The 20,506-nt window shown below is 73.2% G+C and carries 13 protein-coding genes; 9 read left to right on the top strand and 4 right to left on the bottom strand.

The genetic code is table 11. The annotated features are described in order from the left end of the window. Nucleotides 1-121: 121 nt before the first annotated feature. Nucleotides 122-781 carry a DedA family protein gene (locus tag ABD269_RS18240; protein ID WP_301894573.1) on the top strand — a complete coding sequence of 220 codons (660 nt, stop codon included), beginning with the start codon at nucleotides 122-124 and terminating at the stop codon, nucleotides 779-781. 81 nt (nucleotides 782-862) lie between these two features. Here ABD269_RS18240 and ABD269_RS18235 read toward each other — a convergent pair whose 3' ends face one another. Continuing rightward, the gene (locus tag ABD269_RS18235) at nucleotides 863-1,078 is read right to left on the bottom strand and encodes a response regulator transcription factor (RefSeq protein ID WP_301889418.1); all 216 of its coding nucleotides are present in this window, start codon (nucleotides 1,076-1,078) and stop codon (nucleotides 863-865) included. Between the two features lie 293 nt (nucleotides 1,079-1,371). Between ABD269_RS18235 and ABD269_RS18230 the strand changes: the two genes are divergently transcribed. From ABD269_RS18230 to ABD269_RS18215, 4 genes are read left to right on the top strand one after another with little or no spacing between them, the layout of a single operon-like run. Further along, a complete protein-coding gene (locus ABD269_RS18230; RefSeq protein WP_344119067.1) occupies nucleotides 1,372-2,661 on the top strand; it encodes an MFS transporter in 1,290 nt (429 codons plus the stop codon). Then, nucleotides 2,658-5,906, top strand: coding sequence for a type I polyketide synthase (locus tag ABD269_RS18225; RefSeq protein ID WP_344119065.1), 3,249 nt, complete (start codon nucleotides 2,658-2,660; stop codon nucleotides 5,904-5,906). Before ABD269_RS18230 ends, ABD269_RS18225 begins: the two co-directional genes overlap by 4 nt. Further along, nucleotides 5,903-13,105 (top strand): MupA/Atu3671 family FMN-dependent luciferase-like monooxygenase, encoded by a 7,203-nt coding sequence (locus ABD269_RS18220; RefSeq protein WP_344119063.1) that lies wholly within the window; start codon nucleotides 5,903-5,905, stop codon nucleotides 13,103-13,105. Before ABD269_RS18225 ends, ABD269_RS18220 begins: the two co-directional genes overlap by 4 nt. Nucleotides 13,106-13,164: 59 nt before the next feature. Continuing rightward, complete coding sequence (locus tag ABD269_RS18215) at nucleotides 13,165-13,929, top strand: acyltransferase (protein ID WP_301889424.1); 765 nt, start codon at nucleotides 13,165-13,167, stop codon at nucleotides 13,927-13,929. Between the two features lie 283 nt (nucleotides 13,930-14,212). Here ABD269_RS18215 and ABD269_RS18210 read toward each other — a convergent pair whose 3' ends face one another. Beyond that, nucleotides 14,213-15,082: a DMT family transporter gene (locus ABD269_RS18210; protein WP_344119060.1), complete on the bottom strand. Its 870-nt coding sequence runs from the start codon at nucleotides 15,080-15,082 to the stop codon at nucleotides 14,213-14,215. Nucleotides 15,083-15,200: 118 nt separating this feature from the next. Here ABD269_RS18210 and ABD269_RS18205 point away from each other — a divergent pair, with 118 nt between their 5' ends. From ABD269_RS18205 to ABD269_RS18195, 3 genes are all read left to right on the top strand, one after another. Beyond that, on the top strand, nucleotides 15,201-15,773 hold the full coding sequence (locus ABD269_RS18205) for a helix-turn-helix domain-containing protein (RefSeq protein WP_344119058.1): 573 nt from the start codon (nucleotides 15,201-15,203) through the stop codon (nucleotides 15,771-15,773). Between the two features lie 317 nt (nucleotides 15,774-16,090). Continuing rightward, the gene (gene asnB, locus ABD269_RS18200) at nucleotides 16,091-17,935 is read left to right on the top strand and encodes an asparagine synthase (glutamine-hydrolyzing) (RefSeq protein WP_344119056.1); all 1,845 of its coding nucleotides are present in this window, start codon (nucleotides 16,091-16,093) and stop codon (nucleotides 17,933-17,935) included. A 31-nt stretch (nucleotides 17,936-17,966) separates the two neighbouring features. Further along, complete coding sequence (locus tag ABD269_RS18195; RefSeq protein ID WP_301889430.1) at nucleotides 17,967-18,395, top strand: MarR family winged helix-turn-helix transcriptional regulator; 429 nt, start codon at nucleotides 17,967-17,969, stop codon at nucleotides 18,393-18,395. 15 nt (nucleotides 18,396-18,410) lie between these two features. On the opposite strand, the gene ABD269_RS18190 is transcribed toward ABD269_RS18195, so the two are convergent. Beyond that, nucleotides 18,411-18,818 (bottom strand): CoA-binding protein, encoded by a 408-nt coding sequence (locus tag ABD269_RS18190; protein WP_344119053.1) that lies wholly within the window; start codon nucleotides 18,816-18,818, stop codon nucleotides 18,411-18,413. A 57-nt stretch (nucleotides 18,819-18,875) separates the two neighbouring features. On the opposite strand from ABD269_RS18190, the gene ABD269_RS18185 reads away from it, so the two are divergent. Continuing rightward, entirely contained in the window at nucleotides 18,876-19,502 is a 627-nt protein-coding gene (locus tag ABD269_RS18185) for a YigZ family protein (RefSeq protein WP_301889433.1), read from the top strand. A gap of 29 nt (nucleotides 19,503-19,531) precedes the next feature. Here the strand turns inward: ABD269_RS18185 and ABD269_RS18180 are convergent, their stop codons facing one another. Further along, complete coding sequence (locus ABD269_RS18180; protein WP_301889434.1) at nucleotides 19,532-20,425, bottom strand: polysaccharide deacetylase family protein; 894 nt, start codon at nucleotides 20,423-20,425, stop codon at nucleotides 19,532-19,534. Nucleotides 20,426-20,506 lie beyond the last annotated feature (81 nt).

The following is a 20,506-nucleotide window of genomic DNA, read 5'->3' as shown; positions in this document are numbered from 1 at the left end:
ACATAGGCCACCGCTCGCAACCCACGGGCCGCTGAGGGAGTCCTCTCCTCCAGTAGGCTTTCGCGGCGTGCGCCCGTACGGCGTGCGCCGGGTAAGGGTCGTCAACCGGGAGGAACCGGCGTTGCACATCCAGGAGTGGCTCGAAACAGTACCGGCGGTCGCCGTCTACCTGTTGGTGGGCGGGGTCATCGGGCTGGAGAGCCTGGGTATCCCGCTTCCCGGTGAGATCGTCCTCGTCAGCGCCACGCTGATGGCCGCCACGCAGGACCACATCAACCCGTACGTCCTGGGGGTGTGCGCCGTCGCGGGCGCGATCGTCGGCGACTCCATCGGCTATCTGATCGGCCGCAAGGGCGGCCAGCCGCTGCTGGACTGGCTCGGCCGGAAGTTCCCCAAGCACTTCGGCCCCCACCACGTGGCCACCGCCGAGCGCTCGTTCAAGAAGTGGGGCATGTGGGCGGTCTTCGTCGGCCGCTTCATCGCCCTGCTGCGGATCTTCGCCGGCCCGCTGGCGGGCGTGCTGAAGATGCCGTACTGGAAGTTCCTCATCGCCAACGTCCTCGGCGGCATCGTCTGGGCCGGCGGCACCGTCGCGGTGATCTACACCGTCGGCAAGGTCGCCGAGAAGTGGCTCAAGCAGTTCTCCTACCTCGGCCTCGTCGCCGCCGTGCTCTTCGGCCTGGGGTCGTTCGTCGTCATGCGGATCAAGGCCAAGAAGGCCGAGGCGGCGAAGCCCGCCGAGACGTCCTCCGAGACCGAGGCCGTGGCCACGGTCGACTGACCCACCGCAGTCGAAAGGCCCCCGGGCCCCGCACCGCTCCGGCGGAAGGGACCCGGGGGCCTTTTCGTGCCCGCGGCCGGGCTACGCCCCGCCGTCCTGCGTCAGGCTCAGGCGGACCAGGTCCGCCAGCGTCGGGGCCGGGCGCTTGGCCCGGATGCGGCGGGTGTAGGTGCCCACCGTGTGGACGCTGATGCCCAGCCGCGTGGCGATCTGGTGGTAGGTGAACCCGGCGCCGATATGGGCGAGCACCTCGCGCTCGCGAGGGGACAGGCTCTGTACGACGCTGTGGCCGGGCATCTCTTCTCCATGAGCTGTTACGGCGGAGACGGCGGGTACGGGTGGGCCACCGGCGGATGAAGCACATCCCCTACCTGACGCACAAGGGGATCTAATCACGTACCCGGTGAAAAGCAAGCAAAAAGTCGCCGCCCGCCGCAGAGTTGGCCGGTCGGCGCCCGCATGAGCAACGGTGACCATCTGTCAAGTCCCCAACACTCGTGGCTCCATGACCGCCCCGAACCGGGCGACTGTGGAGGCGTCCACCGCTGCCCGCGGCGGCGACCCGGCTGCCGAGTGGAGGGAATGCGCGCATGGGCCACTTCCGACTGCTCGTCATCGGCAACGGCGTCTCCGCGTACGGCAGCTACCTCAACATGGTGGCCCTGAACGTCTTCATCTACCACGTGACGGGCAGCGCGCTCACCGCCGGCCTCTTCATGGCCGTACGCCTGCTGACCAACGTGGCGGCCGGGCTGATCAGCGGCCGCCTCGTCTCCCGCTACGACCGCAAGCGGCTGATGGTGGGCGCCGACCTCACCCAGGCGCTGGCCCTGCTCCTGCTGCTGATCGCGCCCGGCGGCGCGCGGGTCGCGCTGCTCTTCGCGCTCGCCGTCGTGACCGGCGCCTGCTCGACCCTCTCCCAGGTCGCGCTCCGCAGCAGCGTCCCGGAGATCGTCGGCGCCGACCACCGGGCCCGCGCCAACGGCCTGCTGGTCACCGGCCGCTCCCTCGCCATGATCGCCGGATTCGCCTCGTCGGGCGTGGTCGTCGCCCGCTTCGGCTACTCCACGGCCTTCGCACTGGACGCCGCCACGTTCGTCGTCTCCGCCGGGATCCTCTTCCTGCTGCCGGTCCGCACCCGGGCCGCCGCCGCGGAGGAGGGCGACGGCGCCGACGAGGGGGCGGGACCGTCGGCGTACCGCGTCCTGCTGCGTACCGCGCCGCTCCTGGCCGTGATGGTCGCCGTCCGCGCCGTCGACGGGCTGGGCTCCTCGTCCCACAACGTCGCCCTGCCCATCTACTCCGACAGCCTGGACCCCGCCCATCCCGCCACGTTCGTCAGCCAGTTCTGGGCGACCTGGGCCCTGGGCAACATCGTCGCGCAGCAGCTGTGCGGCCGGCTGATGAACAAGTCCGGCCGCACCCCCGGCGAGCGCGCCTTCGCCGTCGGGTCCTGTGTGATGTCCGCGGCGTTCATCCTGGTCTTCACCGGGCTGCCCACCGTGCCCGCCGTCGCGGCGGCGCTCGTCGCGGGGATGGCCGACGGCTTCACCGAGATCGTGTACGTCTCACGGCTCCAGGCCGCCCCCGACGAACAGCGCGGCCGCCTCTTCGGGCTGTCGGCCTCGGCCGAGAACACCGGCTTCGGCCTCGGAATGATCGTGAGCGCCGCCCTGCTCGACCACTTCGCGCCCCTGCCGGTGGTCGCGTTCTTCCACGGCCTCGCGATCGTCCTGTGCGCCGCCCTCCTGGCCGTGCTCTTCCGGCGCGGCGGCACGTACGCCCGGCGGCGGGCCGGACAGCCGGCCGGCGGACCGGCGCAGGACACCGGGGGAGCGCCGGGCAGGGAAGCCCCCACCGCGGAAGGACACAGCACATGAGCCCCTCCACCGACCCCCGTATCGCGGTCATCGGCATGGCCTTCCGCTTACCCGGGGCGGACACCCCCGAGGAGTTCTGGCGCGTCATCCGCGACGGCACGGACTGCATCACCCGCTTCACCGACGAGGAACTCGCGGCCGCCGGGGTGCCCGAGGAGCAGTACCGTTCCCCGGAGTTCGTCGGCGCCTCCGGCATCCTCGACGACATCGCGGGATTCGACGACCGGCACTTCGGCATGAGCGCCCGCGAGGCCCAGCTCACCGACCCGCAGCACCGGATGTTCCTGGAGTGCGCCCAGCACGCCCTGGAGAACGCCGGATACCCCGGCGAGCGCGACGGAACCCGCGTCGGCGTCTACGCCAGTACGGGCTACCACCTGTACTCCATGGAGAACTACCTCCTCAACAACGTCCTGCGGGGCGCGCCCGGCGACGACTGGCTCTCCCGGATGCAGACCATGGTCGGCAACTACACCGACTTCACCGCCACCCGCGTGGCCTTCCGGCTCGGCCTCACCGGCCCGGCGGTCAGCGTCCAGACCGGCTGCTCCAGCTCCCTGGTCGGAGTGCAACTCGCCGCGCAGTCCCTGCTCATGGGCGACTGCGACATCGCGCTCGCCGGTGCCACCGCCGTGCACGTCCCCCAGGTGCTGGGCTACCGCTACGTCAAGGGCTCGATCCTCTCCAGGACCGGCCGGCTGCGGGCCTTCGACGCCGGGGCCGACGGCACCGTCGGCGGTACGGGCGTCGCCGCGGTCGTCCTCAAACGGCTCGACCGGGCCCTCGCGGATGGCGACACCATCCATGGCGTCATCCGCGGCTGGGGCGTCACCAACGACGGCTCGGACAAGAAGGCGTACACCGCCCCCAGCGCGAGCGGCCAGCGGGACGCCATCCGCCGCGCCCTGGACCGGGCCGGTGTCGGCGCCGGCACCATCGGCTATCTGGAGACCCACGGCACCGGGACGCTCAAGGGCGACCCGATCGAGTTCGACGGCGCCACCGCCGCGTACCGCGAGGACACCGACCGGACCGGCTACTGCGCGCTCGGCTCGGTCAAGGCCAACATCGGCCACCTCGACGTCTGCGCGGGCCTGGCCGGACTGATCAAGACGCTGCTGGTGCTGCGGCACGGCGTCATCCCGCCGATGGCGAACTTCACCCGCCCCAACCCCCTGCTCGCCCTCGACGGCAGCCCCTTCCGCATCCCCCGCACCGCCACCCCCTGGCCCGAGGGTGACACCCCGCGCCGCGCGGGCCTGACCTCCCTGGGCGTCGGCGGCACCAACGTCCACCTCGTCCTCGAAGAGGCCCCCGCCCCCGCGCCCCGCACGGGGCGCACCGCACCGCCGGGGGTCCTGGTGCTCTCCGGCAGCGGGGAAGCGGCCCTCGCGGCCAACGCCCGTGCCTTCCGCGACCGGTTGCGGCAGCGGCCCGGCACGGACCCGGCGGACCTCGTCACCACCGCGGCGCTCGGACGCACCCACTTCCGGCACCGGCTGGCCGCCCGGGGCGACACCCCGGCCGGACTCGCCGACGCCCTCGACGCCTGGCTCGCCGACCCGCGCACCCCGGCCGTCACCACCGGCACGGCACCCCGTGAGCAACCGGCCAGGACCGCCTTCCAGTTCACCGGCCAGGCCGCCCCCTACCCCGGCATGGCACAGGCCCTCCACGAGCGCTTCCCCGTCGTGCGCGAGACGCTCGACGCCTGCGAGCGCCACTACCGCGACCTGTACGGCGCCACCCTGCTCGACGGGCTCCTCGGCGGCGACGGCGCGGGCGGGATCTGGCACACCGACACCGCGCAGCCCGCCCTCTACGCGCTCCAGTGCGCGCTCGTACGGCTGTGGCAGGACCTGGGCGTCACCCCGGACACCGTGACGGGACACAGCGCCGGTGAGTACGCGGCCCTGTACGCCGCCGGGGCGCTGTCCCTGGAGGACGGCCTGTGGGTCACCGCCGAGCGCGGCCGCCTCATGCAACGGCACTGCGCCGAGGGCGCGATGATCGCCGTGCCCGTCGACCGCACGACCGCGGACGCGCTGGCCGCCGAGGTCCCCGGCGTCGAGACGGCCGTGGCCAACGGCGAGCGCGGCCACGTCCTCGCCGGACCCGCCGCGGCCGCCCCGCGGCTGAGCGCCCTGCTGGAGGAGCGCGGCATCCGGGGCGAGCGGCTGCCGGTGGCCCGCGCCTTCCACACCGCCCTCATGGACCCGGTGCTCGAACCCCTGCGCGCGGTGCTCGGCACCGTGACCTTCCGGCCGGTGACCGTCCCCTTCATCAGCGGGCTCGACGGGATGACCCGCCCGCCCGGCTGGACCCCCGACGCCGGATATCTCGTCCGCCACACCCGCGAACCCGTGCGCTTCGACGAGGTGTTGCGCACCCTCGGCACGCACCGCCCGGACGCCCTGGTCGAGATCGGCCCGCACACCACCCTCAGCGGCCTGGCCCGGCGCTCCCTCGCGGGCGTACGCGCCGTGCCCACGCTGCGGCGCGGCGCCGGGCTCGCGGCGCTGTGGTCGGCGGTCGCGGAACTGCACTGCGCCGGGGCGGACATCGCCTGGACGGCGCTGGTCGAGGGCACCGGCGGGCGCCGGATCCCGCTGCCCGGCCACCGATTCCAGCACAGGAACCACTGGACGGGACCGGAGCCGACGGCTGTCCGGTCCGGCACATCAGCGAGAAAGGGAGCCGTAGTGGCACAGCACGAGGCAGCAGCGGTCGAACGCGTCCTGCGGAGCATCGTCACACTCACCGCCCGGCACCTCGGCCATGCCGCCGAGGAGATCACCGGGGACACCTCCTTCTTCGACCTCGGCGCGGACTCGCTGCAGATGATCAGCGTGCTGCGGGAGCTGGAGCAGGAGCACCGGGTCAAGGTGTCGATGCGCGAACTCTTCGAGGAGACCGGCACACCACGGCAGCTCGCGGAGCTCATCGTGCGCCGCCTTCCGCTCTCCCCGGGCGACGCGCCCGCGGGCCCGGAGGAGCGGATTCCCGAGCCCGTACGGGCCCCGGACCCCGCACCGGCCGTCGCGCACGAGCCCGTACGCGCCACCGAGCCCGTACCGCCCGCCTCCGAAGACGCCTACGCCACCCGCGGCGAGCTCGAGGACCTTGCCCAGAAGCTGCATCAGATAGCGCAGATCCAGCTCCAGATGATGTCCCAGCTGTCGCAGCTGCTCTCGCTCCAGACCGCTGCCGCCACCACCCGGATCAACGGCAAGGTCGCCCCGTGACCGGGCTCGCCGCCGCCTCCGCGGCACTCGACCAGGACCTGGCCGCCATGGCCGAACTCTCGCAGCGCATCGCGGGCCGGCTGGCCGCCCCGGACGAGGCGCCGCCCGCCGGGCGGCAGCGCCCGCACGGCCCCCGCGTGAGCGTGCCGCGCTCCGCCGGGATGGTGCAGGGCGCCTCGCCGCGCTCCCAGCAGGAGCACCTCGACGACCTCGTGCGCCGCTACACCGCCCGGACCCCGTCCTCCAAGGAGATCGCCCAGCGCCACCGCCGGGTCCTCGCCGACAGCCGGGCCGTCGTCGGCTTCCGCAGCGGCACCAAGGAGATGCTCTACCCCATCGCCGGGCGGCGGGCGAGCGGCTCGCGGCTGGAGGACGTCGACGGCAACCGCTATGTCGACATCACCATGGGCTTCGGCGTCCTCCTCTTCGGCCACGAGCCGCAGTTCGTGACCGAAGCCGTCCGTGAACACCTCTCCCGCGGCATCCAGCTGGGCCCGCGCACGACCGAGACCGGCGAGGCGGCCGAACTGCTCGCCGAGCTCACCGGCATGGAGCGGGTGGCGTTCGCGAACTCCGGCACGGAGGCCAACTCCGCGGCGATCCGCCTGGCCCGGGCCGCCACCGGCCGCGACAAGATGGTCGTCTTCAACGGCGCCTACCACGGGCACGCCGACACCGTGCTCGGCCGCTCCTCCGGGCCGGGCACCGACCGGGTCACCGTGCCCGTGTCCAGCGGCATCCCGCACAGCGCCGTCGCCGAACTCCTCGTCCTCGACTACGGCGCCGAGGCGAGCCTGGAGGCGATCGAGCGGCACGCCGCCGAGATCGCCGTGGTCGTCGTCGAGCCCGTGCAGAGCCGCCACCCGTCCCTCCAGCCGGTCGAATTCGTGCGCAAACTACGCGAACTGACGCAGCGTCACGGCATCGTGTTGATGTTCGACGAGATGCTGACGGGCTTCCGCCCTGCGCTGCGCGGAGCGCAGGAGCTCTACGGCGTCACGCCCGACCTGGCGACGTACGGGAAGCTGCTCGGCGGCGGCTTCCCGATCGGCGCCATCGCGGGCCGCGCCGACATCATGGACGGCGTCGACGGCGGCTACTGGAGCTACGGCGACGACAGCTACCCGCCCGCGGACACGACCTTCTTCGGCGGTACGTACATCCAGCACCCGGTGTCGATGGTCGCCGCCCGCGCCGTCCTCGCCCACCTCAAGGAGCACAGCCCCACCCTCCAGGAGCGGCTCAACGCGCGGACGGCCGAGCTCGCGGCCACGCTCAACGGCTTCTTCGAGGAGGGGGAATTCCCGCTCCGGATGAGCCACTTCGGCTCGCAGTTCCGCTTCGACCACCGCGCCGACATGGAGCTGCTCTACCACCACCTGATGCTGCGCGGCGTCCACGTCTGGGAGTGGCGCAACTTCTTCCTGTCCACGGCCCACTCGGACGGCGACCTCGAATTCGTCGCGGAGGCGGTCAAGAGCTCGCTGCTCGAGCTCCGCGGGGCGGGCTTCTTCCCGGGCACGAAGCGGGCCGCACCCACGCCGCCGCCCGTTCCCGCACCGCCCGCTCCCGCGCCGGTCGCCCCCGCCATGCCCTGGAACGCCGCCGCGCGAGCGGTCGCCCGCACAGAACCCGCGGCGTCGGCCGCCCCGGCGCCACCCAGGAGGACCGCCCCCGACTTCAGCATCTACTTCTTCGGCGACTACCCCCAGGACGAGGCCCCCCGCCACGGCAAGTACGACCTCGTCCTCGAAACCGCGCGCTTCGCCGACCGGCACGGCTTCCACGCGCTGTGGATGCCCGAACGGCACTTCCACTCCTTCGGCGGGCTCTTCCCCAACCCCGCCGTCCTCGCCGCGGCCCTCGCCCGCGAGACCGGGCGCATCCGGCTGAACGCCGGTTCCGTCGTCCTGCCTCTCCACGACCCGATCCGGGTCGCCGAGGAGTGGTCGATGGCCGACAACCTCTCCGGGGGGCGCATCGGCATCGGCGTGGCGAGCGGCTGGCACGCCCGCGACTTCGCCTTCTTCCCCGACCGCTTCGGCCGCCACAAGGAGATGGTGTACGAGCAGGTGGAGGAGGTGCGGCGGCTCTGGCGGGGCGAGGCGCTCAACCGGACCACCGGCGAGGGCGAGGCCGCCGTCCGGCTCTTCCCCCGGCCCGTCCAGGACGCCCCGCCGATGTACACGGCCGTGGTCGGCAACCCCGCCTCGTACGAACTCGCCGCCCGCCACGACCTGGGCATCGTCACCAACCTCATGACCCAGACCGTCGACCAGCTCCGGGAGAACGTCGCGCTCTACCGGCGCACCCGGGCCGCACACGGACTGGACCCGGACACCGGCCGCGTCGCGGTCCTGCTGCACACCTATCTGGCCGACGACCACGAGACGGCGCGCGCGGAGGCGTACGCACCCCTGTCGCGCTACATGCGCGCCTCGCTCTCGCTGTTCGGCGGCGTCACCGACAGCCTCGGGCACCGTGTCGACCCGGAGGCCCTCAGCGAGGACGACCTGGACACGGTCTTCCGCCGTGCCTACGGCCGCTACTGCGACCAGCGCGCCCTCATCGGCACCGTCGACACCGTCTCGCCCGTGGTCGACGAGGTCACCGCGGCGGGCGCCGACGAGATCGTCTCGCTCGTGGACTTCGGGGTGGCACCCGACGCCCTGCGGGCCTCCCTCACCCGCGTCGACGCGCTGCGCCGCCGCTACCGGCACACCCCGCCCCCGCAGGCCCCCGAGCCCGCCCCGCTCTCACCCGGCCAGCAGCGCATCTGGTTCCTGGAACACCTGCTCCCGGGCCGCACCGCCTACAACGAGACCAAGGCCGTACGGCTCGAAGGCCCCCTCGACGTGCCCGCCCTGCGCGCGGCCCTGCGCGCACTCGTCGCGCGCCACGAAGGGCTGCGCACCGTCTTCCGCGAGGTCGACGGCGAGCCACGGCAGTTCGTACGGGCCCCGGGCGAACCGGACTTCGCGCTGGTCGACGGCGCGGGCGACACCGTCCGCGAGGTGCTGGCCGCCGAGAGCGCGCGCCGCTTCGACCTCGTGGACGGGCCCCTGTTCGTCACCCGGCTGGTGAAGGAGGCCGAGGGTCGGCACGTCCTCGTCCTCTCCCTCCATCACATCGTCGTCGACGCGGCGTCCGCCGCCGTCCTGGCCCGCGACCTGTCCGCCCTCTACCGCGCCGAGCGCGACGGCACGCCCGCCGGGCTCCCCGAGCTGACGCGCGGCTACGCCGACCACGCCCGCGAGCAGCTCGCCGGGCAGGAAGGACCCAAGGCGGCGGAGGACCTGGCCCATTGGCGGGCCGCGCTCGGCGGCGGACTGCCGGTGCTGGACCTGCCGACCGACCGGCCGCGGCCCGCGACCATGACGTCCAACGGCCGGGCGGTCTTCCGCACCCTCGACCCGGCCCTGTCCGCGCGGCTGCGCGAACTGAGCCGCGGCCGCCGCGCCACGCTCTTCATGACGCTGCTCGCCGGCTACGCGGCGATGCTGCACCGCGTCACCGGGCAGGAGGACATCGTCATCGGCACCCCGATGTCGAACCGCCCGCAGGACGCCGCGGACCTGCTCGGGTTCTTCGTCAACACCCTCGCCCTGCGCGTCGACCTCACCGGCGACCCGGCCTTCACCACACTGCTGGACCGGGTGCGGACCGTCGCCCTCGACGCGTACGACCACGCCGACGTGCCGTTCGAGACGGTGGTCCGCGAACTCGCCCCGCCCCGCGCCACCGACCGCACGCCGGTCTTCCAGGTGCTCGCCGAGTTCGAGCGCAGCGAGCCGTTCCGCTTCGACCTGCCCGGCATCCGGGCCACCCCGCTGGAAGAGGGCCCGGACAAGGCCCTCACCGACCTCGCCGTCTACTTCACGGACCAGGCGGAGGGCATCCGCTGCCACCTGGAGTACAACACCGACCTCTTCGACGCGGAGACCGCCGACGGCTTCTTCGCGACCTTCCGCGAACTCCTCGCGGCGGCCGTCGAGTCACCCGGGACCCCGCTGTCCCGGCTCGCCGCGCCGGTCGCGCACGGCGACGCCGTACCGCTGCCGTGGGAGCACGGCCCCGTCCGCCCCGTCGACGGCACGACCGTCCACGAGCTCGTCGCCCGGCAGGCGGCCGCGGCACCCGAGAGCACCGCCGTGCTCTGCGGCGATGCCGCGCTGACCTACCGCGAACTGGACGCACGCGCCGAACAGTTGGCCGCCGCGATCAGGGAACGCACCGGACCCGCGGGCCCCGACGACACCGTCGCCCTGTGGCTGCCGCGCTCCCCGGAACTCGTCGTCGCCATGCTCGCCGTCCTCAAGAGCGGGCACGCCTACCTCCCGCTCGACCCAGCCCTCGGCCGGGCGCGGGCCTCGGCGGTGATCGCGGAGTGCGGGCCCCGCGCCCTGATCGCCGTCCCGTCCGGCACCGCCCTGCCGGACCTGCCCGACGGCCTGCCCGTCCTCGCCCCCGACGCGGCCCCGGCCGCCACCACCGCCACCGCTCCGGCCGCCGCCGGCCGCGAGTCCCTCTGCTACGTCATCCACACCTCCGGCAGCACCGGCAGCCCCAAGGGCGTCGCCGTAACCCACGACGCCGTCCTGAACCTCTGCCAGTGGCACCACCGCCGCTTCGGTTTCACCGCGGCCGACCGCGCCGCCGTCGTCTGCAGCCAGAGCTTCGACGCCTCGGTCCTGGAGATCTGGCCCGCGCTCACCGCGGGCGCCTCCCTCGCCATCGCCGAGGACGGCACCGTGAGCAAGGACCCCCTGGCCCTGGTCCGTTGGTACCGGGCGCGCGACGTCACCTTCTCCGTCCTGCCCACCGCCCTCGGCGAGACCGTCCTCGAACTCGCCCCGGACGACCAGCCCCCGCTGCGCCACCTGCTGATCGGCGGCGACGCCCTGCGGACCCGCCCGCGCCCCGGCACCCCGTACGAAACGCTCAACATCTACGGACCGACCGAGGCCACCGTGCTGTGCACGGCCGGGACGGTCGCGCCCGACGGCCACGGCGCGGTCACGATCGGCCGGCCCGTCGACAACGTCCGCGTGCGGGTGCTCGACGCGGCGGGCGACGCCGTTCCCGTCGGCACGGTGGGGGAGCTGTACGTCGCCGGTGCCGGTGTGGCCCGCGGCTACCTGGGCAGGCCCGCCGCGACGCGGGAGCACTTCCGGCAGGACCCGGTGGCCGGCCGGGTGTACCGCACGGGCGACCTCGTCCGCTGGACCGAGGACGGGCGCCTGGAGTTCCGCGGCCGGACCGACGAACAGGTGAAGATCCGCGGCTTCCGGGTCGAACCGGAGGAGACCGCCCGCACGCTCGAAGGACTCGACGGCGTACGGGACGCGGCCGTGCTCGCCCTGCGCGACGGCAGTGGTGAGGCCCGTCTCGCCGCCTACGCTGTGCCCGCCGACCCGGTCGGGGACACCGCCGCCGACCGCCGGGCGTTCGCCGACCTCATGGCCGACGAACTCGCCGCACGACTGCCGGAGTACCTCGTACCGCGGGAGTGGGCGGTCCTGGCCGCCCTGCCGTACACGGGCAACGGCAAGCTGGACCGGGCGGCGCTGCCCCAGGCCGACATCGTGACCCGGGCCCCGGCACCCGAGGCCGCGAGCCCGTCCGCCCCCGCCGGAGCGGACGCCGGGCCGCCCGCCCCCGATCCGCTCCCCGGCGTCGAGCGGCGCCTGCGGGCCCTGTGGGCCGCCCAGTTGGGCACCGACGCGGAAGCCATCCGGTCCGACGCCTCGTTCTTCGACCTCGGCGGCCACTCGATCACCGCGATCCGGCTGCTCAACCGGGTCCGCACGGAATTCGGCACGGACTACCCCATGGTCCGCTTCTACCAGGAGCCGACGGTCCGGGCCATGGCCGCCCGGCTGGCGGGCGCGGGGGAGCGGGCACCGGTCACGCCCCAGCAGACCGGCTACCTCACCGCCCACGAACAGCACGCCCTGCCCCAGGTGTTCAACGTCGCCCTGCGGATCACCCTCACCGGCACCCTGGACACCGCGGCCCTGCGCACCGCGCTCACCCGGCTCGTCGAGCGCCACGACGGACTGCGGACCCGCTACGCCAAGGACACCGGCCAGTGGTGGCAGGAGGCGCTGCCGCCCCGGCCGGTGGAACTGCCGACCGAGGACCTCACGCCGTACGCACCCGAGGCCCGCGACGCCGAGGTGGAGCGCATCAGCGGGCAGGTCGCGAACACCCCCTTCGACCCCGCGGAAGGCGTCGCACCGGTCTTCCGGCTGCTGCGCACCGGCGGGACGACCTGGGTGCTGCTCTGGGTCCTGCACCACTCCATGTGCGACGGCTGGGCGGTCAGCGTCCTGCTGAAGGAGTTCGCCGCCCTCTACACGGCCGCCGCGACGGGCGTCCCCGACGCGCTGCCGCAGCCGCCGCAGCCCGCCGCGTACGCCCGCCGGCAGCTCGACCACGCCCGGGAGCCGGACGACGGGCGCGAGCCGGCGTACTGGCTGCGCGAGTTCGACGGCGCGCCCCTGCGGCACGAGCTGCCGCTCGACCGGCCGCGGCCACCGGTGCCGAGCGGGCGGGGCGCGGTAGTGACGTTCACCGTGCCCGCACGCACCCGGGCGGACATCGAGGCGCTGGCCGCCGACCGGGGCACCACCCCGTTCGCGGTCACGGCGGCCGCCGCGGCCATGCTGTTCGCGGAGAAGTCCGGCCGCCCGGACGTCCTCTTCGCCGTGCCGTACGCCAACCGCGGGCGCCACGAGCTGGAGGCGCTCGTGGCCTGCACGACCCTGCCCTTCGGGCTGCGGGTCCGCACCGACCGGAGCCCCGCCTTCACCGACCTCGTGGACCAGGTCGCGCGGACCGCGATCCAGGGCATCGACCACATCCTGCCGCCCGCGAGAATCGCCGAGGCCGTGCGCGAGCGGCTCGGCGTCGACATGCCGGCCCGGCTGCCGCTCGGCTTCGCCTACCAGAACTCGCTGGAGACGGACATCGAGCTGCCCGGTGTGACGACGGCGGTGGAGGACCTCGCCCCGTCCGGCTCCCGCGCGGAGTTCAGCCTCGGTCTGGTGCCCGCCGGGGACGCCCTCACCGGATTCGTCGAATACGCCACCGACCTGTGGGACCGGACGACGGTGGAGCGCTGGGCGCGCGACTACACGGAGCTCCTGGCCGACGAGGTCCGGCGGGCGCGACAGGGGGCAGCCGACGGCAGGTAGGGGGAAGATCACAGCGCACCGCCTCGGCCGGGACGGACCCGGCTGAGTACGGTGAGCGGGTGCCGAAGAACCGGAACACGTTCTCATTCGACGCCCCCGAGGCTCTACGGGCCTGGGGGCGTCGCGCCGCGTCCCGTGCGGTCCACCACGGCTGGCGCTGGGTCCAGCGGGCCGGCGCGGTCACCGCCGAACACCCCGGCCCTTACCGCTTCGCCCGCATCGGGCCCGCCACCCGGCTGGCGTTCCCCCTGGGCACGGTGTTCGGCGAGCGGTGGATCGAGCTGGGGGACCACTGCATCATCGGCGAACAGGTCACCCTCACCGCGGGCATGATGCCCGGCCTCGACCTCGGCCCCGAACCCGTGCTGACCCTGGGCAACGGCGTGGTCCTCGGCCGGGGCAGCCATGTGGTCGCGTCCCGGCGGGTGACTTTCGGCGACGACGTGTTCTGCGGCCCGTACGTCTACGTCACCAGCGACAACCACTCCTACGACGACCCCGACCAGCCCATAGGCAGACAGTGGCCCCGCAGCGCGCCCGTCACGATCGGCTCCGGCAGCTGGCTCGGCACGGGCGCGGTGATCCTGCCCGGCGCGCGGCTCGGCCGCAACGTCGTCGTCGCGGCCGGCGCGGTGGTCCGCGGCGAGGTCCCGGACCACTGCGTGGTGGCCGGCGCACCCGCGAAAATCGTACGACGCTGGGAGCCGGACACCGGCTGGATCCCACCCCTGCGCACGCCGACGCCGGTACCGATCCCTGACGGGGTGACCCCGGAACAACTCCTGTCCCTGGAAAACCCTGGGTCGGGCCCCGGGGCCGTGTGAAGTCTGATGCTCGGCTCCGCCGAGACCGGGGCTCTGCCCCGGGCCCCCGGTCGGGTGCGGCCCGGCGGGTTGTTTCCCCTATCCCGCCCCTTCCCGAAACTGGGGCTTCGCCCCAGACCCCGGAGCACGCTTCGCGCGCTGTCCTCAAACGCCGGACGGGCTGATTTCAGCCCGTCCGGCGTTTGAGGACAAGCGGCGCAGCCGCTTCAAGGGGGTCCGGGGTCTCCCCGGTTTCGGGGAGGGGCGGGGTGGGGGAGAAGGCCCGCCGCAGGCGGAAAACGGCTCAGCCCGCAGCCAAAAGCACCGTGCCCACCAACGCCAGCCCCGCGCCTGCGGCTTGCATCGAGCGCAGCCGTTCGCTGAGAACGCCGCGCGCGGCCAGCGCGGTCACCACCGGATAGAGCGAGGCGAGGACGGCGGCCACGGTCACCGGCCCACTGTTCGCGGCAAGGTTGTACGTGCCGTTCGCCGCGACGTCCGCGAGCCCGACGAAGGCGAGTGCGGGCAGTGCGGCCCGTACCGCGCCCGCGCCGCCGTCCTCCGGCAGGGCGCGGCCGCCGCGTCGCACGGAGACCCACAGCGCGGTGCCGCCGACGAGCACGTTGCAGACGCGCTGGACGAAGAGGGCGAGGAAGAGTCCGGTCAGGGTGGTCGACGCCTCCGCGATCAGGGCCATCACCGCGCCGAAGCCGAATGCGGCGAGGAGGGTGTACATCAGGGTCTGGCGGGCGATGGGGGTGCCGCCGCGTGCCGGGCCGCTGGCGAGGACGACGCCGGTGACGGCGATGGCGATGCCGGTGAACTGGAGGGGGCCGGGCCGTTCTCCGGCGGCGATGCCGACGCCGATGGGTACCGCGACGCCGCCGAGTGCGCCCAGCGGTGCGACGATGCCCATCGGGCCGAGGGCGAGGGCGCGGTAGAAGGCGAGCATGGCCGCGGGGCCCACCGCGCCGGCGGCTACGGCGAACCAGAGCCGGGGTCCGGCCTCGGTCCAGGCGCCGGTGGCGACGACGACGGTGCCGAGCACGCCGACGGCGAGCAGCTGGGAGACCAGCACGACGGTCAGGGCGGGGATGCGACGGGTGAGCAGCCCGCCGCCGAAATCGGCCAGCCCCCACAGGAGGCTGGTGGTCAGGGCGAAGACCGCTGTCATCGAAGGAACCTCGCAGTACAGTGTGCTGAACAGTGCGGTACAGCGCACCGTAGTGCAATTTATTAGACCGCGCCAATAAAATGTTGCACCGAAGAGTCCGAGGGAAAGACTGAAGACCGTGACGGACCTCGATCAGCTCACCCAGTCGCTCGCCCGCAACCTCAAGCGCTGGCGCGGCGAGCGCAACTTCACCCTCGACGCGCTGGCGGCCCGTTCCGGGGTCAGCCGCGGCATGATCATCCAGATCGAGCAGGCCCGCACCAACCCCAGCGTCGGGACGACCGTCAAGCTCGCCGACGCGCTCGGCGTCAGCATCACCACCCTCCTGGACCAGGAGCGCGGCGCGCGGGTCCGGCTGGTGCCCGGCGACGAGGCCGTGCGCATGTGGTCGACGGAGGCGGGCAGCCACACCACGCTGCTCGTCGGCGCGCAGGGGCGGGGGCCGCTGGAGCTGTGGGACTGGCGCATCGCCCCGGGCGACAGCAACGACTCAGACCCCCACCCGCCCGGCACGGTCGAGCTGCTCACGGTGACGTCCGGCGATCTCACGCTCGTCGTGGACGGCGAGGAGTACGCCGTGCCCGCGGGGACGTCCGCGACCTTCGACGGCGGCGTCCCGCACACGTACCGCAACGACGGCGCGGAAGACGTGACGATGACGATGGCGGTGGCCGTCGCCCCCGCCCACTGACGGCCCCCGGCGGGGGTCCGGGTAAAACCTCTGTCACGCCCGCGCATCGCGCGGGCCGACCCCGGCCCGCCGAAGCGGACCGAGGCATACCGCAAAGCCGCAGTTCAGGGCCGGCCCCGCTCGCGCCCGCCGCGCCCGTGGCGGCGCGCGGCACGGCTGCGGGCGCGTTACGGCGAGGTTGACGGAGCCGCACTCGAGGCGGACGATTTATATAGGTGCTCGATACAACAGACATGCGGGGGTCGCCGTGCCGCCGCGCCTCATCGCGCCCCGCTCACGGCGTCCGGCGGTCCCGCGTCGGATCAGGAGGGCATGGCATGTGTGGCATCACCGGCTGGATTTCCTTCGACCGTGATCTGCGCTCCGCGCAGGAGACCGTGGACGCGATGACCGAGACGATGTCCTGCCGCGGGCCCGACGACCGCGGCACCTGGGTGAAGGGCCCCGCGGCGCTCGGCCACCGCCGCCTCGCGATCATCGACCTGGCCGGGGGCCGGCAGCCGATGACCGCCCGCAGGGCGGACGGCAGCGAGGTCGTCCTCGTCTACTCCGGCGAGGCGTACAACTTCACCGAGCTGCGCGCCGAGTTGACCTCCAGGGGCCACCGCTTCACGACCGACTCCGACACCGAGGTCGTCCTGCGCGGATACCTCGAATGGGGCGAGGCCGTCGCCGAACGCCTCAACGGCATGGCCGCGTTCGCGATCTGGGACGACAAGGCCCAGCGGCTCGTCATGGTCCGCGACCGCATGGGCATCAAGCCGTTCTACTACTACCCCACCTCCGACGGCGTGCTGTTCGGCTCCGAGCCCAAGGCGATCCTCGCCAACCCGCTCGCCGAGCGGAAGGTCGGCGTCGCCGGGCTCCGCGAGCTGTTCGCGTTCATCAAGACGCCCGGCCACGCCGTCTGGGAGGGCATGCACGAGGTCGAGCCCGGAACCGTGGTCACCGTCGACCGCAACGGCCTGCGCACCCACGTCTACTGGGCGCTGCGGACCCGCCCGCACCCGCACGACAAGGACACCTCGATCGCGCACGTGCGCACGCTGCTCGACGACATCGTCCGCCGTCAGCTCGTCGCCGACGTGCCGCGCTGCACCCTGCTGTCCGGCGGCCTCGACTCCTCGGCCATGACCGCGCTGGCGGCCCGTCAACTGGGCGAGGTGGGCGAGACGGTGCGCAGCTTCGCCGTCGACTTCGTCGGCCGGACCGAGAACTTCGTGGCGGACGACCTGCGCGCCACCCCCGACACGCCGTACGTGCACGACGTGGCCCGCCTCGCCGGCACCGACCACCAGGACATCGTGCTGGACTCCACCGCCCTGGCCGACCCCGAGGTGCGCGCCAAGGTCATCCGGGCGCGGGACATCCCGGTGGGCCTCGGCGACATGGACTCCTCCCTCTACCTCCTGTTCAAGGAGATCCGCAAGCACTCCACGGTCGCCCTCTCCGGCGAGTCCGCCGACGAGGTCTTCGGCGGCTACAAGCAGTTCTTCGACGAGGAGGCCCGCCGGGCCGACACCTTCCCCTGGCTCGTCCGCCACGCACAGGACTTCGGCGACGACAACAGCATCATGACCGCCCGCACCGCCGGTGCCCTCGACCTCGACTCCTACGTCCAGGACGGCTACGACGCCGCGGTCAAGGACGTCGAACGCCTCGACGGGGAGAGCGACTTCGAGTTCCGCATGCGCAAGATCTGCTACCTCCACCTCACCCGCTTCGTGCGGATCCTCCTCGACCGCAAGGACCGCGCGAGCATGGCCGTCGGGCTTGAGGTGCGCGTGCCCTTCTGCGACCACCGGCTCGTCGAGTACGTCTACAACACGCCGTGGTCGCTGAAGTCCTTCGACGGACGTGAGAAGAGCCTGCTGCGGGAGGCCACCGCGGACGTCCTGCCGCGGTCGGTCTACGACCGGGTCAAGAGCCCCTATCCGTCGACCCAGGACCCGGAGTACGCCGTCGCCCTCCAGCGCCAGGCCAAGGACCTGCTCTCCCGGCCCTCGCACGCCGTCTTCGAGATCGTCGACCGCGACTGGCTGCGACGGGCGGCGGAGCACGACTCGCCGCAGATCACCCAGGCGTCCCGGCACGGGCTCGAGAGGACCCTGGACCTGGCTCTGTGGTTGGACATGTACTCGCCCACTATCATGCTCCCCTGACCTGGACCGTACGGTGCGATGGGCTTGAGCCATGACGATCGGTGACGACGAGGCACTGCAACTGGTGATCTCCCTGCACCGGCTCACCCGCAGCCTGCGCAAGGCATCCACGGCGGGCAGCCTCCAGCTGACGCACGTCGCCGTCCTGGCCCTGCTGGCGCAGAAGGGCCCCTCCCGGATCGGCGAGATCGCCGCCTGGGTGCCCTGCTCCCAGCCGACCGCCACCTCGGCCGTCCTCGGGATGGAGGCGTCGGGCCTGATCCGCCGCGAGCCCGACCCGACGGACGGCCGCGCCTGCCGGGTCACGCTCACCGAACGCGGCGTCGCCGCGCTGGCCGGCCTCGCGCGCGGCGAGGCCGAGGTGCTCGCCAGGCGCCTCGCCTCGCTGCGCCCCGACGAGGTCCGCCGGCTCGTCGAGGTGGGGCCGCTGCTGCGGCGGCTCGCGGAAGCCACCGACTGAAGGCCCGGCCCCCGCTCAGCGCAGGCGGGGGATCTCGATCGCCGGGCAGCGGTCCATCACCATCGAAAGCCCGGCCGCGCGGGTCCGGTCGTACGCCCCCTCGTCGACGACGCCCAGCTGGAACCACACCGCCTTCGCGCCGATCGAGACCGCCTCGTCCGCGACGGCGCCCGCGAGGTCGCTGTTGACGAAGACGTCCACCACGTCGACGGGGAAGGGGATCTCGGCGAGCGACGCGTACCCCTTCTCCCCGTGGACCGTCTCGGCTCTGGGATGGACGGGCACGATGCGCTTGCCGTGACGCTGCAACACCTCGGCGACGCCGTACGCCGCCCGGCCCTTGTTGGACGACAGACCGACGACCGCCCACGTGTCGCCGGTCTCCTCGATGATCCTGCGGATGATCCCCGCCTCTGCATACATGCCCGCTCAACGAGCATCCCCGCCGGACCATTCCCGAACTGCGCATAGGGTGGCGGGATGCAGGACCAGTACCGGACAGTGGCGCGCGAAGGCGTGCACGAGATCGAGATCAGCAAGTCGCGCTTCCTCTGCGCGCTCGCGCCCGCCGCGACCGAGGAGGAGGCCCAGGCTTTCATCGCGCGTATCCGCAAGGAGCACCCCACCGCCCGCCACCACTGCTTCGCGTACGTCCTCGGCGCCGACGGCTCCGTCCAGAAGGCGAGCGACGACGGGGAGCCGGGCGGCACGGCGGGCGTTCCCATGCTCCAGATGCTCGTGCGCCGCGAGGTCAGGTACGTGGTCGCCGTCGTCACCCGCTACTTCGGCGGAGTCAAGCTCGGCGCGGGCGGGCTGATCCGGGCGTACGGAGGCGTCGTCGGCGAGGCGCTCGACGTCCTCGGCACGGTGACCCGGCAGCGGTTCCGGCTGGCCACCGTCACCGTCGACCACCAGCGGGCGGGGAAGCTGGAGAACGACCTGCGGGCCACCGGCCGGGCCGTGCGCGAGGTGCGCTACGGCGCCGACGTCCGCATCGAGGTCGGCCTGCCCGAGGCCGAGGTCGAGGGCTTCCGGGCCTGGCTGGCCGACTCCACCGCGGGCTCGGCGGGCCTGGAGCTCGGCGGCGAGGCGTACGGGGACGCCTGACCCCGCCCGGCCCCGGCGGGCCCGCCGGGTCAGACGTAGTCCTCCAGCCGCGCCAGCGCGTAGCCCTGCTCCGTCGCCTTGCGCAGCACCGTGCGCAGCATGTCCGGCATGGTGGCGTTCCACGCCTGGGGGCCGTTGAAGTGCGTGAGGATGATGTCGCCGGGGTGGAACTGCGGGTCGTCCTCCCGGAAGTCGATCCGGTCCGGGAACGCCTCCTCGTTCCACAGCGGCGCGGCACGCGCGCCGCACTCCTCGGCGACGGCGAGGGTCCCGGCGTCGAAGTCGCCGAAGGGCGGCCGGAACAGCCACGGGCGGACGCCGATCTCGTTCTGGAGGATGTCCTGCTGGCCGCAGACCTCCGCGCGCTGCTCGTCCTCGGAGATCGTGATCATCTGCGGGTGGTGCAGCGTGTGGTTCTGGATGGACGCGCCCTGCGCGTGCAGGTCGCGGAAGTAGCCGTAGTCGTCCGCCGCCGACTCGTCGGTGAGGAACGCGGTGACCGGGACGTCGAGTTCCCGCAGCATCTGCAGGAACGAGTGGTCCTTCGCCGCCCCGTCGTCGATCGTCAGGAAGACGACCTTCTCGGTGGTCGGCACGCCGGCGAAGACGGGGATCAGGCCGGGTCCCTGGTCCGCCCAGTCGGGCGTGGTCAGCTGGGGTTTGACCTTGGGCGGGGGCGGCGCCACGAGCGGCGGCTGGTCCAGCCCCCACTTCCTGGCGGCCGCCATCCGCTCCTCCCGCGTCAGCTGCTGCGCCTGGACCTGACCGGCCTGCGCGTGCGCGTCGTCGTGGGCCTCGAGGGGCGGGCCGCCCAGGGTGGAACAGGCGGTGGCGCCGGTGAGGAGCAGAGCCGCGGTCAGCAGATGGGTGACGGGGCGCCGGCCTGTTGCCGGGGGCGTGCGTACGGAGCGTATGAGTCGCATAGTCCGGATCCTGGCAGTGCCGTCCGGCGGGCGCGCGCCCGGTTACGCCCATCGGGTCCGGGCCCGGCACGGGGTCGGCCG

Origin of the sequence: Streptomyces blastmyceticus, assembly GCF_039521185.1 — a bacterium.
GTDB classification, from domain to species: domain Bacteria; phylum Actinomycetota; class Actinomycetes; order Streptomycetales; family Streptomycetaceae; genus Streptomyces; species Streptomyces blastmyceticus.
This window is presented reverse-complemented; position numbering and strand designations above follow the sequence as displayed.

Coding starts and splice junctions, on each gene's coding strand:
- ABD269_RS18195 (WP_301889430.1), top strand. CDS start 17,967: ATGACGATCGGTGACGACGAGGCACTGCAACTGGTGATCTCCCTGCAC.
- ABD269_RS18210 (WP_344119060.1), bottom strand. CDS start 15,082: ATGACAGCGGTCTTCGCCCTGACCACCAGCCTCCTGTGGGGGCTGGCC.
- ABD269_RS18185 (WP_301889433.1), top strand. CDS start 18,876: ATGCAGGACCAGTACCGGACAGTGGCGCGCGAAGGCGTGCACGAGATC.
- ABD269_RS18190 (WP_344119053.1), bottom strand. CDS start 18,818: ATGTATGCAGAGGCGGGGATCATCCGCAGGATCATCGAGGAGACCGGC.
- ABD269_RS18235 (WP_301889418.1), bottom strand. CDS start 1,078: ATGCCCGGCCACAGCGTCGTACAGAGCCTGTCCCCTCGCGAGCGCGAG.
- asnB (WP_344119056.1), top strand. CDS start 16,091: ATGTGTGGCATCACCGGCTGGATTTCCTTCGACCGTGATCTGCGCTCC.
- ABD269_RS18230 (WP_344119067.1), top strand. CDS start 1,372: ATGGGCCACTTCCGACTGCTCGTCATCGGCAACGGCGTCTCCGCGTAC.
- ABD269_RS18225 (WP_344119065.1), top strand. CDS start 2,658: ATGAGCCCCTCCACCGACCCCCGTATCGCGGTCATCGGCATGGCCTTC.
- ABD269_RS18180 (WP_301889434.1), bottom strand. CDS start 20,425: ATGCGACTCATACGCTCCGTACGCACGCCCCCGGCAACAGGCCGGCGC.